At 72.0% G+C, this 12,952-nt stretch carries 12 protein-coding genes; 7 read left to right on the plus strand and 5 right to left on the minus strand.

The window, feature by feature from the left end; translation table 11 throughout:
* The first annotated feature begins 11 nt into the window (after window positions 1-11).
* On the plus strand, window positions 12-239 hold the full coding sequence (locus tag OG943_RS32085) for a DUF2530 domain-containing protein (protein WP_328612211.1): 228 nt from the start codon (window positions 12-14) through the stop codon (window positions 237-239).
* 53 nt (window positions 240-292) lie between these two features.
* Here OG943_RS32085 and OG943_RS32090 read toward each other — a convergent pair whose 3' ends face one another.
* Both OG943_RS32090 and OG943_RS32095 read right to left on the minus strand, forming a co-directional pair.
* Window positions 293-3,058, minus strand: a complete 2,766-nt coding sequence (locus tag OG943_RS32090) for a sacsin N-terminal ATP-binding-like domain-containing protein (RefSeq protein ID WP_328612212.1) — start codon at window positions 3,056-3,058, stop codon at window positions 293-295.
* A 37-nt stretch (window positions 3,059-3,095) separates the two neighbouring features.
* Entirely contained in the window at window positions 3,096-4,283 is a 1,188-nt protein-coding gene (locus OG943_RS32095; RefSeq protein ID WP_328604658.1) for a DUF3027 domain-containing protein, read from the minus strand.
* Window positions 4,284-4,333: 50 nt separating this feature from the next.
* On the opposite strand from OG943_RS32095, the gene OG943_RS32100 reads away from it, so the two are divergent.
* From OG943_RS32100 to OG943_RS32110, 3 genes are read left to right on the plus strand one after another with little or no spacing between them, the layout of a single operon-like run.
* Window positions 4,334-5,107 carry a glutaminyl-peptide cyclotransferase gene (locus OG943_RS32100; RefSeq protein ID WP_328604659.1) on the plus strand — a complete coding sequence of 258 codons (774 nt, stop codon included), beginning with the start codon at window positions 4,334-4,336 and terminating at the stop codon, window positions 5,105-5,107.
* A 38-nt stretch (window positions 5,108-5,145) separates the two neighbouring features.
* Entirely contained in the window at window positions 5,146-7,317 is a 2,172-nt protein-coding gene (locus tag OG943_RS32105; RefSeq protein WP_328604660.1) for an MFS transporter, read from the plus strand.
* Between the two features lie 10 nt (window positions 7,318-7,327).
* On the plus strand, window positions 7,328-7,804 hold the full coding sequence (locus OG943_RS32110) for a DUF2771 family protein (protein ID WP_328604661.1): 477 nt from the start codon (window positions 7,328-7,330) through the stop codon (window positions 7,802-7,804).
* A 63-nt stretch (window positions 7,805-7,867) separates the two neighbouring features.
* Here OG943_RS32110 and OG943_RS32115 read toward each other — a convergent pair whose 3' ends face one another.
* A complete protein-coding gene (locus OG943_RS32115; RefSeq protein ID WP_091617330.1) occupies window positions 7,868-8,254 on the minus strand; it encodes a cold-shock protein in 387 nt (128 codons plus the stop codon).
* A 131-nt stretch (window positions 8,255-8,385) separates the two neighbouring features.
* On the opposite strand from OG943_RS32115, the gene OG943_RS32120 reads away from it, so the two are divergent.
* Window positions 8,386-8,628 (plus strand): hypothetical protein, encoded by a 243-nt coding sequence (locus tag OG943_RS32120; protein WP_328604662.1) that lies wholly within the window; start codon window positions 8,386-8,388, stop codon window positions 8,626-8,628.
* Between the two features lie 243 nt (window positions 8,629-8,871).
* Here the strand turns inward: OG943_RS32120 and OG943_RS32125 are convergent, their stop codons facing one another.
* Window positions 8,872-9,492: an HAD family hydrolase gene (locus OG943_RS32125; protein WP_328604663.1), complete on the minus strand. Its 621-nt coding sequence runs from the start codon at window positions 9,490-9,492 to the stop codon at window positions 8,872-8,874.
* 108 nt (window positions 9,493-9,600) lie between these two features.
* Between OG943_RS32125 and OG943_RS32130 the strand changes: the two genes are divergently transcribed.
* Both OG943_RS32130 and OG943_RS32135 read left to right on the plus strand, forming a co-directional pair.
* Window positions 9,601-10,209: a TetR family transcriptional regulator gene (locus OG943_RS32130; RefSeq protein WP_328604664.1), complete on the plus strand. Its 609-nt coding sequence runs from the start codon at window positions 9,601-9,603 to the stop codon at window positions 10,207-10,209.
* A 16-nt stretch (window positions 10,210-10,225) separates the two neighbouring features.
* Window positions 10,226-11,197 (plus strand): R2-like ligand-binding oxidase, encoded by a 972-nt coding sequence (locus OG943_RS32135; RefSeq protein ID WP_328604665.1) that lies wholly within the window; start codon window positions 10,226-10,228, stop codon window positions 11,195-11,197.
* A gap of 70 nt (window positions 11,198-11,267) precedes the next feature.
* Here OG943_RS32135 and OG943_RS32140 read toward each other — a convergent pair whose 3' ends face one another.
* Window positions 11,268-12,926 (minus strand): AMP-binding protein, encoded by a 1,659-nt coding sequence (locus tag OG943_RS32140; protein ID WP_328604666.1) that lies wholly within the window; start codon window positions 12,924-12,926, stop codon window positions 11,268-11,270.
* Between the last annotated feature and the right edge of the window lie 26 nt (window positions 12,927-12,952).

The following is a 12,952-nucleotide window of genomic DNA, read 5'->3' on the forward strand; positions in this document are numbered from 1 at the left end:
TTACGGGCTCGTTGCGGCATACGCCGGACCTGCCCAAGCGGCTGACCGACCTGACCCCGGTGGTGATCGTGGGCACCTCGGCGTGGGTCGTCGCGCTGGTGGTCCTCTTCTTCGTGGCCCAGGGCGTGTGGGTGTGGACCGCGTTCGCGGGGATCGTGCTCGGCTTCATCGGCTTCGGCATCATCTTCTGGCAGCGCGCGGCCGCCAAGCGCGGGTCGAAGTCGGCGCAGCGCCTCTAAGGGCTCGTGAGTGTTTATGACGGTTCTAACCGTCATAAACACTCACGAGTCGTTCAGTTCAGCAGCGTGCGGGGCGACGGGTCGTCGAGCAGCGCGGTGATGCGGTAGCGCTCCGCCCAGTGCCCGGTGGCCCAGGCGAACGCCCGCGCCAGCCCCTCCGACGTGTCCGCCGCGTGCAGCCGCCCGTCCGTCCACCATGGAACGTCGTGGTCAGCGCCGTCCAGTGTGACGGTCAGCGGGTCGTGCAGCAGCGGGCCGCCGTCCGGCAGCACCAGGCCGAGCTGGTCGGCGACCAGCCGCAGCGCGGGCAGGTCGGCCCACGGGACGTACTCGCCGGCACTGGTGACCTCGGCGGTCAGGCTGCTGGCCAGCGGCAGGTCGAGCAGCTCGGCGAGGCGCTCGGGCTCCTCCGGCGCTGCGACGATCCGGGCGGCGTCCAGCGCCGCGGCGGGCCAGGGCACGTCGAGGACCACGGCGTGCTCGGCCTCGGCCACTGAGCCGTCGGCGACGCGAACCCGGATGGGCGCACCCAGCTCCTCGACGTCCACATCGGACTCCACGAGTGCGCGATGCGCCCGGGCAGCCAGGCCCGGCGACAGCGTGCGGCCGTCGTCGCCCAGCCGGTCGAGCAGGTCGGCCGCGTCCTCCACAGTGGACAGACCCAGTCCGGTTCGGACCCCCGCGGCGAGCAAAAGGTCTTCACTCAGGCCGAGATCGGGCACCACGTCGTACAGCCCGGCCAGCTCGGCAGCCTGGGCCAGCCGCCACGATCCCGGCGCTTCGCCGGCCAGCAGGGCGTAGCGGGCGAGCCACCAGCGGGCGTGCCCGTCGGGCGTGTGCAACGCCTGCCAGGTCTCGGGACGGGCCGCCAGCAGCCGGAGCGCGGCGGGCCACGCGTCGTCGGCGACGAGGTCGAGGTCGCGGATCGCCGCGACGGTCAGCGGCGGCCGTTCCAGCGAGTCCCACCAGGACTCCTCGTCGGGCAGGCCGTGGTCGGGCTCGTGCGGCTCCTCGTCGCGGACCACGGCGAACGAGTCCAGCACGCCGGTGGTGACCAGCGTGGCCTGCGGCCAGTCCTCGGCGAACTCGTCGTCGAGGACGGACATCGCACCGTCGGGTTCGAACACCTCCGGGTCGAAAACGTCCAGCAGCGGCGATTCGGGGAGCACCAGTTCGTCGGCGCGCCGCCAGCCGTCCTCCGCGGGCAGCGCGAGCGAGCCGGCCCACTCCGGCGCCTGGTCGCCGCACTCGGCGATCAGCCGGAGCACCGCACCGGCGAGGTTCATTCCGTCCAAACCGGACCGGACGTCCTCGACGCTGCGCTCCACGGCGTACCGCACCTGGTCGGCTTCGAGCAGCTGATGGGCGTCGGCGTGCTTGGCGCCCAGGCGTTCCAGCAACGCGTGCGCGGCAGTGGGGTGCACCAGGCGAAGACCGGGTACGTCCACATCGGACAGCAACGCGAGCAGCTCGTTTGAGCCGTCCACGAGCAGCGCGCCGCGGGCGCCGGGCAGCGTGCGGCCGTCGGAGAGCGGGACGGGCAGGCCGTCGAGCTGCGCCGGCGAGACGTCGTGCGTGTCGACCGCGACGGCGAGCGCCGCGTAAAGCCGGTGCCACCACTCGGGTTCACGGCTGATCCCGGTCAGCAGCTCCAGCACGTCCTCGACGGTGAGCGGCTGGGCGGAGACCGGCTTGAGCACACGGGCCGCGCCCGGCGGGGCGGGCACCAGGCCGGGCACGAGGTCCGCCAGCAGCGGCGGCAGCCCGGGCACGTCCACGTCGAGGACCCGCGCCTGCCGTCCGCTGATCTCCGCGCCGTCCTGAGTGGACAGCCAGGGTTCCTGTGCCAGCACGGCAAAGACCAGGTCACGCAACTGCGCGTCCACTGTAGAGCGAGGGAACCCAGCCGCGGGAACGAGCGCGAAGCGGTGCTCCGCCGGGATCGCACGGACGAGGCCGACGTAGTCCTTCGCGGCCGCTTCCAGCGCCGCGGTGAGAGCCGCGCCGGGCAGCACGCGTCGCCGCGACGGCTCGACGGGCACCGGCGCGATGATGCGCGCGGGCAGCGAAAGCTCGTCGTCGGTGGGGGTCGGGGCGTGGAGGACGTCCTCCTCCAGCGGCAGCGGCACGCCGTCGGAGTCGACCGGGACGGCCCAGCCCTCGTGCGTCAGCCAGCGACGGTCCCCGCCCGGGCCGCGGATCTCGACGAGCTGGTCACCGCTGCGTGTCCAGACCTGGCCGTCGACGTCGGCCTCGGCGAGCCACGGCAACGCCAGCAGCAGGTCCGGGATCTCGGCGGCGAGACCGTCGAGCAGGGCTTTGCTCGATTCGGGTTCGCGCAGCGGCAGCCGGACCTCGCTGTCGTACCCGGCGGGCGGCTGCTCGTCGGTCGGCCAGAGCAGGCGCAGCACCGGGACTTCGCCGTCCCGCTGCGCTTCCTGGCGGGTGCGCCCGGCGGAGAACGCGACCCCGCCGGTGGTGGAAACGACGCGCGGCTCGTCCGTCACGGTCAGCACCGCGGCGAACCCGACGCCGAACCGTCCGACCGTGTCCTGCTGCTCCTTGGCCGACGCCCGCAACGAAGCCAGCGACTCGACGCCCCGCGTGTCCAGCGGCGCGCCGGTGTTCGCCACCCGCAGCTCACCGTCCACAACGGACACTCGAACGCGCCCGGGCGTCTTCGCCGCGAACGCCGCGTCGGCCGCGTTCTGCGCCAGCTCGACGAACAGCCGATCCCGATACGCGCCGACCCGCAGGTCCCGCTCGGCGTTGGTGTCCTCGGTGAACCGTGTCGGGGAGTCCTGCCACGCGCGCAGCATCGCCGCGCGCAGCCGCTCGGTCCCGAACGGATCCCGGTCAGCCGCGCTCGTCACCGGCGTTTTCGGAACTCTCGACGCTGCTGTCCGCGGCGTTGCCGGTCTCGGTGCTCTCGGCGGCAACCTCGGTGCTTTCGACAACGGCCTCGGCGATCGGCTCCGCGGCAACGTCCGACGCGGCCTCTTCCGAAGCAGCGTCCTCGGAGACAACGGGCTCCAGGGCAACGGGCTCCGCGACAGCAGCATCCTCCGCGACAACAGGCTCCGCCGCAGCAGGCTCTGCCTCTGCGACAACAGGCGCTGCCTCCGCGACAGCCTTCTCCTCGACGACCTCCTCCACGGCAACAGCCGCGGCGGCTTCCGGCTCGACCGTCTCGGCGGTGACCGTCTCCGTCGCCACCGCTTCCTCGGCCTCAGCGACCGTCTCGGCCGGCGCCTCCGCCGTGTCCGAAGCAGCCGAAGCAGCAACCGGGGCCGAAGCGAAGTCCAGCAGCGAGTCGTCGTACACGAGTTCCGCGACCGGGATCGAGGAGGTGATCTCGACCTCCACCTCGGAGTGCGCGCCGCAGCCGTACTCGACGTCGACGATGTGGCCGTCGGCCGGGGAGATGTCGTTGGTGCAGGCGCCGAACGAGCCGCGCAGGGAGCCCGCGAGCGGCACGAAGAAACCGCACGCGCCGCAGGTTCCGGGAGCGCTGCGGGCCATGTCCGAGCGCGGGCCGAACTCGCCGTCGTGCCAGCGGGTCGCGGCGTCCTGCCGGCCGAAGCGCGACAGCACGTGGACGCGGCCGAGGCCGGCCTCGTGCGCGACCTCCTCGACGGCCGGGTCGTCGGACTGCAGGTACGCCGGCACCAGGCGCGCGTCGTCCTTGTCGACCGGGAAGATGTCGCCGACGCCGAGGTCGCCCGCGCGGACCCGCCGCTCCCACGGCACCCACGTCGGCGCGACCAGCGCGTCCGGGCCGGGGACGAGCGCGAGCTCGCTGACCGTGACCGGTTCGTCGGGGCCGGCCAGCGCGACCGTCACCGACCAGTGCCAGCCGAGGTAGCCGGGCACCGACGCCTCGAACAGGTGACTCGCCGAGACGGCGTCCTCCCGTTCGACGCCGGCGTGCTCGCCGACCTGGTCAGCCGGGGCGTCCGCCAGCACGGCGGCGCGCGCCACGTCGGCGGCGTCGGCGAGTTTGCGGTGGATCGAGCCGTCGTCCAGGGTCAACAGCAGCGTCATGCCCCCAATTGTGCCGCACGCATCCGCGCCGCCCGTGCCAGGCTGTTCTAGTGCGAAACCCGATCATCTGGCCGGTGCTGGCCGTCGCCCTCGTCGGCGGCTGCGCGGGCACCCAGGCGGAGCCGGCCGCGCCGGAACAACTGACCGTCCAGGTGGTGCAGACGCTGCCCCACGACACGTCCGCGTTCACCGAAGGGCTCGAGTTCTCCGGCACCACGCTGTACGAGAGCCGCGGCCTCGACGGGCAGTCGGCGCTCACCGCGGGCCCGGCCGGGCAGGCGCCGTCCACCCGCGTGGCGCTGCCGTCGCCGCTGTTCGGCGAGGGCGTCACCGTGCTCGGGCCGAAGCTGTGGCAGCTGACCTGGCAGGACGGCTTCGCCATCGAGCGCGACTCGAAGACCCTCGCCGAGCTGCGCCGGGTGCCGTTCGAGGGCGAGGGCTGGGGCCTGTGCCACCAGCCCGACGGGCGGCTGGTGATGAGCAACGGGTCGTCGTCGCTCACTTTCCGTGATCCGCAGACGTTTGCGGTCACCGGTAGTGTCGACGTCGGGGTGGACCAGCTCAACGAACTCGAGTGCGTCGGTGACACGGTGTACGCGAACGTGTGGAAAACCGGCACCATCCTCCGCATCGACGCGAAGACCGGCCACGTCACCGGCAGCATCGACGCCGGCGGCCTGCGCACCCCGGTCACCCCCGGAGAGGACGTGCTCAACGGCATCGCCGCGATCCCCGGCACCGACGAATTCCTGGTCACGGGGAAGCTGTGGCCGACGATGTTCCGGGTGAGGTTCGTCCCCGAATCAGCACGAAAAGGCACGTGATCGGGCGGAACGTCGCCCGGATGAGGCAGGATTGACAGGTGGCACTCTTCGGTTCCCGCTCCGAACCCGACGGCACGCGCTCCGGCCGGCCGGGCAAGGGACGCGGCCGGGGGTCCAAGCGCCGGTGGACGCCGGAGCCCGGCGCCGCGCAGGCCCGCTCCTGGCGGGAGTCCCCGCCGCCGGACCAGCCGGCCCCGAAGATGCAGGCCACGAGGGTCGAGTACCCGGTCGAGCCGCCGCGCGTGCGGCCCGAGCCCGTCCCGCGCACCGAGCACCTCCCGCCGGACGCCCCCCGCCCCCGGCCCTCCGCCGGGGACGCGCCGCGAGCGCGACCGGAGCCCATCCCCGCGGACCCGCCCCGGGCCCGTCCCCAGCACATCCCAGCCGACGCGCCCCGGCCGGCGCCCTTCGCCGCCGACAGCCCCCACGCGCGCACCGAGCACGTCTCGCCGGACGCTCCGCGCGTACAGCCTTCCGCAGGTGATGGCCCGCGAGCGCGACCGGAGCCCTTCCCGCCGAGCCCGCCGCGCGGCAGCCGGTTCTACGACGACGCGGCGCACCACCCCGCCGACGCCGGCTCCGTCCCCGGTGGCCGCCGTCCGCCGCCACCCCAGCGGGGAGCGCGGCCGTTCCCGCCGCAGGACCACCGCACCGAGCCCGTGCGTCCGCGCGGCTACTACGCCGACCGCCCCGGCAGCGGCGAGTACGAGCACTACGACACCGGCGGTTACGCGGGAGAGCCCCGCGTCGACCCGGACGCCGACCGCGAAGAAGACCTGCGCACCACGGCTGTCCCCGGCGCGGGCTCGATCCCGAAGCTGCCGAAGAAGCTGACCGTCACGCGGGTCGCCGCGCTGCGCAGCCGTCAGCTGAGCGGGCAGGCCATCGGCATGTTTCAGCGCGCCACCAAGGCCGACGGCGCGGACAAGTCCGGCCTGACGTCGCTGATGTACGCGGTGATGCTGAACTACGCCAGCGACGCGGCGATGGCCATCGCGCTGGCGAACACGCTCTTCTTCGCCGCCACCAGCGGCGAGAGCAAGGGCAAGGTGGCGCTCTACCTGCTGATCACCATCGCGCCGTTCGCGCTCGTGGCACCCGTGATCGGGCCGGCGCTGGACAAGATCCAGCACGGCCGCCGGCTCGCCATGTGCGTGGCGTCGATCGGCCAGGGCCTGATGGCCGTGGTGATGGCGCTGCACTTCGACGACTGGCTGCTCTACCCCGCCGCGCTCGGCATGATGGTGCTGTCCAAGTCGTTCACCGTGCTCAAGGCCGCGATCACGCCGCGGGTGGTGCCGCCGGAGATCACGCTGTCGAAGACGAACGCCCGGATCACCGTGTTCGGCCTGGTCGCCGCCGGTGTGTTCGGCGCGCTGGCCAGCGGTTTCAACGGCGTCTGGGGCGCTTCGGGCGCGCTGTGGTTCACCGCGCTGATCTGCGTGGCCGCGGCCGTGCAGTCGATGCGGATCCCGTCGTGGGTCGAGGTGACCGAGGGCGAGGTGCCCACGTCGCTGTCCGCGCGGCCGGAGCCGAAGGCGCGCAAGCAACGCCAGCCGATGGGCCGGCACATCGTGGTCGCCTTGTGGGCCAACGGTTCCGTGCGCGTGCTGACCGGCTTCCTGATGATGTTCGCCGCGTTCGCGGTCAAGGAGCAGACCGAGGGCACCGGGCACAGCCCGTTCATGCAGCTGCTGCTGCTCGGCATCATCGGCGCCGCCGCCGGAGCCGGTGGCTTCATCGGCAACGCGCTGGGCTCGCGCCTGCACTTCGGCTCACCGGACCAGGTGGTCGTGCTCTGCGTGGCGGCCTGTGTCGTCACCACGCTCCTGGCGACGCTGCTGCCCGGGCTCGCGACGGCGGCCGTCGTCGGCCTGATCGGCTCGACGGCGAGCGCGCTGGCGAAGATCAGCCTCGACGCCGTGATCCAGGAGGACCTGCCGGAGCAGTCACGCGCGTCGGCGTTCGGCCGGTCGGAGACCGTGCTGCAGCTGGCGTGGTGCTTCGGCGGCGCGGTCGGGCTGCTGCTGCCCCCGACGTACTGGATCGGCTTCCTGGTGGTCACCGTGCTGCTGGCGATCGGGCTGGCGCAGACGTACCTGGTGCGCCGCGGCGGCTCCCTGATCCCGGGTCTCGGCGGCGACCGGCCGCTGCGCCCCGAGCCGACGGGCAGCTTCCCCGCGCAGGGTGTGCCGGGGACGCGCCGGTAGCCTTCGGATCATGCGACGTTCCCGTGTGGTGGCCGTGCTCGCGGCCGGTGGTCTCGCCGTGGCCGGCTGCTCCGCGCCCGGACCGGCCGAGGTGACCTTCTACGCCGACGGGCACACGATCCGCGTCGGCCCGATCGGCAACTGCGACATCACCACCGGCGTCTGCGCGGCCGACCCGGGCGCGGCGGGCACGCTGAAGGTGCGGCCGGGCCGTTCGGTCCAGATCTCGGTGCCCAAGGAGGTCGCCGAAACGCCGTGGAAGATCACCGCGCAGTACGTCAACGGCAAGGGCGAGCCCCAGCCGTTGAAGGAGGACATCATCACCTCCCGCGACCGCTACGCGTACACGGTGACGCCCCCGGCCAAGGACGACCAGATCGTGGTGGTCGAGATCGCGCAGGCCACGGTCATCAGCCGCACCGGCGACCCGAACGACGCGGAGCCGATCACGACCGCGCTCTGGTCACTGCAGGTGCGCCCCTCCTGAGCACGCGCAGGACTCGTGAGTGTTCATGACGGTTAGAACCGTCATAAACACTCACGAGGCTGATCAGGGATCGATGTCCCGGGCGACCGCCCGCATGATCTCGCCGATCTGCTTGGTGTGCTTGCGATCCGGGTAGCGGTTGCGCCGCAGGTCCGGCTGCACCTTCAACTCGAGCAGCTTGATCATGTCCTCGATGAGCCCGTGCAGCTCCTCCGCGGGACGGCGGCGCGCCTCCGCGACGGAAGGCGGCGGGTCCAGCAGCCGGACGGAGAGCGCCTGCGGCCCACGACGGCCGTCGGCGACGCCGAACTCCAGCCGCTGCCCGGCTTTCAGCCCCTCGACGCCCTGCGGCAGCGCGGCCTTGCGGATGTAGACGTCGGCTCCGCCGTCCTGCGTGACGAACCCGAACCCCTTCTCCGCGTCGTACCACTTGACCTTGCCGGTCGGCACTTCCCTCACCAGTCCTTCTGCTGTCCTGCTCACGACGAACGCGCCCCGGGCGTACCCAGGGCGCGCGTCCGCCTAGCGTATCTCGCCACATGCTCTGGGGAGAAGCGGATACGGCGGATACGCTCAGCCCCATGGACAGCGCAACGAAGGAGACCCCCGTGGCCTCTACCGGCAAACCGATCCTGATGCGGATCGGCATCGGCCTCTTCGCCATCGGCATGCTCGCGGTGCTGGCGGTGTTCGTGATGTTCGCCGCCGGCCTGGAGAACCTGCCGGTGTGGCTGAGCGCGGTCGCCGGGGTGGTCACCCCGCTCGGCCTGCTGCTCGGCTTGATCGCCCTGGTCCGCGAAGCCCGCGCCGGCAAACACAGCTAGGCCTCGAAGCCCGGCACCGATCCGGCACGGCGCGGGCCGGGAGACCTCATGCCGAGCGGCACACCGGGCCGCGTGACACCTGCGCCAGGCGGCCCAGTGTGTCGGGCGGCCCCGTGTGTCGGGCGGCCCCGGTGCCTTGGCGGCCCCGTACGCCGGGCAGCCAGGCGCGACGGTCCGCGCCCGTCGCCCGAGCCAGTCGACCCGCGCCCGCCGGTCGGCCCCGCACCCCTCCGGCAGCCCCGGCTAAGCGACGGTCCCGGCGAACGTCCGGGCGAACCAGTCCGGGAACTCCTCCAGTGATTCGAACACCACCGCCGCGCCCTCCGCGGCCAGCTCCTCCCGCGTGCACGGCCCGGTGGTGACCGACACCGCGATCGCGCCGGCGGCCAGCGCGCCGCGGACGTCGCCGAGGTGGTCGCCGACGTAGGCTTGCGCGCCGTGGGCCAGCAGGGCGTCCGCCTTCTGCGTGGACCACAGCTCGCCCACGAGGTCGTCGACTTCGAGGCCCAGCGCGTCGACGTGCAGCTGCGCGTTGGGTCCGTACTTGCCCGTGACGACCAGCGTGCGCCCGCCCGCGGCCCGCACCGCCCGAAGCGCCGCCGCGGCGCCCGGCAGCGCGACGGTGATCGGCACGACCATCTCCGGGTACAGCGCGCGGAACCGGTCGACCAGCCCCGGGATCCGCTCCTCCGGCGCCTCGAAACCGCGCAGGGCGTCGTCGAGCGGCGGGCCGAGGTTGGCGGCGAAGCTCTCGCCGTCCAGCGGCAGGCCGGACTCCGCGCCGAGCGCGTTCATCGCCGCGACCATGCCCGGCCGCGGATCGATCAGTGTCATGTCGAGGTCGAACCCCACGGTGATGCCCACGCCCGCCACGGTAGCCGGACCCACCGACAGGTTTTCACCACCGCTGTACAGCCGATCGTGAGCGGTAAAGGTTCTTGACACGTGGACGTTCTATGTCAAGCTGGAAATGTGACCAGCTTCACCGAGCGCACCAAGGCGTCGCTGCGCGAAGCGCTGCTCGACGCGGCCGCGGACCTGCTCCCCGACCGCGGCCACGCGGCGCTGCGCATGGCCGACGTCGCGGCGCGCGCGGGTGTGAGCAGGCAGACCGTCTACAACGAGTTCGGCAACAAGGCGGCGCTCACGCAGGCTGTCGCGCTGCGCACGACGTCGGAATTCCTCGACGGCATCCGGCAGCGCTTCGCCGACGCCGGCGACCTGCTGGACGGCATCCACTTCGCCGTCGTCTACACCATCGAGCACGCCCGCGAGAACCGTCTGGTCGCCGCCGCGCTCGGCACCGAGGCGGCGGAAGACCTGCTGCCCCTGCTGACCAGCCGGGGCGAGCCGATCCTCACCGCCGCGGCCGACCTGGCCGCCGAGCAGTACCTCGAACTCGAGCCCGCGCTGTCCCCCGAAGCCGCCGCGCTGCTGGCGGAGACTGTCGTGCGCCTCTCGCTCAGCCACCTGGTGCTGCCCACCCATTCCGCGGTGGAGGCCGCCGACGCCGTGCTCGCGGTGCTGGCCCCCGCCGTCGACCGATTCGTCCGCACCACCGATTCGTCCACAACGGAGTGACACGAAGGGGCCAGTCATGACCGACACACTGCCCGAGCTCCGCACGGGGTTCTCCTCGCTGCGCGAGGGCGGGCTCAACTGGGACTCGTTCCCGTTGCGCCTGTTCGTCAAGGGCAACAAGAAGTTCTGGAACCCGGCCGACCTCGACTTCAGCCGGGAGCGCGAGGGCTGGGAGAGCCTGACCGAACAGCAGCGCCGGTCCACCACCTACCTCGTGGCCCAGTTCATCGCGGGCGAGGAGGCCGTCACCGAGGACATCCAGCCGTTCATGCGGGCGATGTCGGCCACCGGCCGGTTCGGCGACGAGATGTACCTCACGCAGTTCTGCTTCGAAGAGGCCAAGCACGTCGAGGTGTTCCGGCGCTGGATGGACGCCGTGGGCCTGAACGCCGACCTGCACCCGTACGTCGCGGAGAACCCGCACTACCGCAAGCTGTTCTACGAGGAGCTTCCGCAGTCGCTGCGCGCGCTCGAGGACGATCCCAGTCCCCTCAACCAGATCCGCGCGAGTGTCACGTACAACCATGTGATCGAGGGCAGCCTGGCGCTCACGGGCTACTACTCGTGGCAGCTGATCTGCACGCAGCACCAGATCCTGCCCGGCATGCAGGAACTGGTCCGCCGCATCGGCGACGACGAGCGCCGGCACATGGCGTGGGGCACCTTCACCTGCCGCCGCCACGTCGCCGCGGACGACTCGATGTGGGACGCCGTCCAGCAGCGCATGGGCGAGCTGCTGCCGCACGCGCTCGACATGATCCAGTGGGTGAACGACCAGTTCGACGAGTCCCCGTTCGACAACGACCCGCAGGAGCTGATCACGTACGCCGCCGACCGCGCGCAGCGTCGGCTGGGCGCCATCGAGTCGGCCCGCGGCACCCCCGTCGAGCAGATCGACCTGGACTACTCGCCGGAACGCCTCGAGGACACCTTCGGCGAGGAGGACGAGAAGGCGCTGGCGGAGGCCGCCGCGGCCGCCACTTCCTGACGACGCGGAACGGCCCCCGTCCGCCGGGAACAGCGGAGGGGGCCGTCAGCGTCCGAGATGGCCCGAACGGTCAGGCGTGCTTCTGCGCCGCGGCCGCTTCCAGGCCGAGCAGGGTGACGGACCGCTCGCGCATCTCGACCTTGCGCACCTTGCCCGTCACCGTCATCGGGAACTCGTCCACGACGTGGACGTAGCGCGGGATCTTGTAGCGCGCGAGCTTGCCGGCGCAGAACTCGCGCACGGACTCCTCGGTGAGCGCCTCGGCGCCCTCGCGCACGCGGATCCAGGCCATCAGCTCCTCGCCGTACTTCTGGTCCGGGACGCCGATCACCTGCGCGTCGAGCACGTCCGGGTGGGTGTAGAGGAACTCCTCGATCTCGCGCGGGTACACGTTCTCACCGCCGCGGATGACCATGTCCTTGATGCGGCCGGTGATGTTGAGGTAGCCCTCGTCGTCCATCACGGCGAGGTCGCCGGTGTGCATCCAGCGCGCGGCGTCGATGGCCTCGGCCGTCTTCCCGGGCTGCTCCCAGTAGCCGAGCATCACCGAGTAGCCGCGCGTGCAGAGCTCGCCGGGCTCGCCGCGGGGCAGCGTCAGGCCGGTGTCGGGATCGACCACTTTGGACTCCAGGTGCGGCCCGACGCGGCCGACGGTGGACACGCGGCGCTCCACCGAGTCGTCCGCCCGGGTCTGCGTGGACACCGGGGACGTCTCGGTCATGCCGTAGCAGATGGACACCTCCGTCATGCCCATCCGGTCGATGACCTGCTTCATCACCTCGACCGGGCAGGGCGAGCCGGCCATGATGCCGGTGCGCAGGGAGGACAGGTCGTGCTGGGCGAAGTCCGGGTCGTTCAGCTCGGCGATGAACATCGTGGGCACGCCGTAGAGCGAGGTGCACCGCTCGGCGGCGACCGCTTCGAGCGTCGCCTTCGGCTCGAACGCCGGCGCCGGGATCACCATGCACGAGCCGTGGCTGGTGCACGCGAGGTTGCCCATCACCATGCCGAAGCAGTGGTAGAAGGGCACCGGGATGCACACCTTGTCCTGCTCGGTGTAGCCGACCAGCTCGCCGACGAAGTAGCCGTTGTTGAGGATGTTGTGGTGGCTGAGGGTGGCGCCCTTGGGGAAGCCGGTGGTGCCGGACGTGTACTGGATGTTGATCGGGTCGTCGGCCGAGAGCGCGGCCTGCAGCTTCGCCAGCCGGGCCGGGTCGCCGCCGCGGCCGGCGTCCGTCAGCGCGGTCCAGGAGTCCGTGCCGAGCAGCACAACGTGCTCCAGGTCCGGGCAGCTCGGGCGGACCTGCTCGATCATGCCGGCGTAGTCGGAGGTCTTGAACACCTCGGCGGCGACCAGCATCCGGACGCCCGCCTGCTTCAGCACGTACTCCAGCTCGTGCGAGCGGTAGGCGGGGTTGATGTTGACCAGGATGGCGCCGACCTTGGCGGTCGCGTACTGCAGCAGCGTCCACTCCGCGCGGTTCGGCGACCAGATGCCGACGCGGTCGCCCTTGCCGATGCCGGTGGCGGCCAGTCCGTGGGCGAGCGTGTTGACGTCGTCGGCCAGCTCCCGGTACGTCCAGCGCAGGCCGGCCGCGCGGTCCACGAGCGCGTCGCGGTCACCGAAGGCGGCGACGGTGCGGTCGAAGTTGTCGCCGATGGTGTCGCCGAGGAGCGGGACTTCGGAGGTCCCGGAGGCGTAACTGGGCAGAGCGGGCGCGTCGGGCATGGGTGCCTCCGGTGGCGGGTCTTCGT

Origin of the sequence: Amycolatopsis sp. NBC_00345, from assembly GCF_036116635.1 — a bacterium.
Classification (GTDB): domain Bacteria; phylum Actinomycetota; class Actinomycetes; order Mycobacteriales; family Pseudonocardiaceae; genus Amycolatopsis.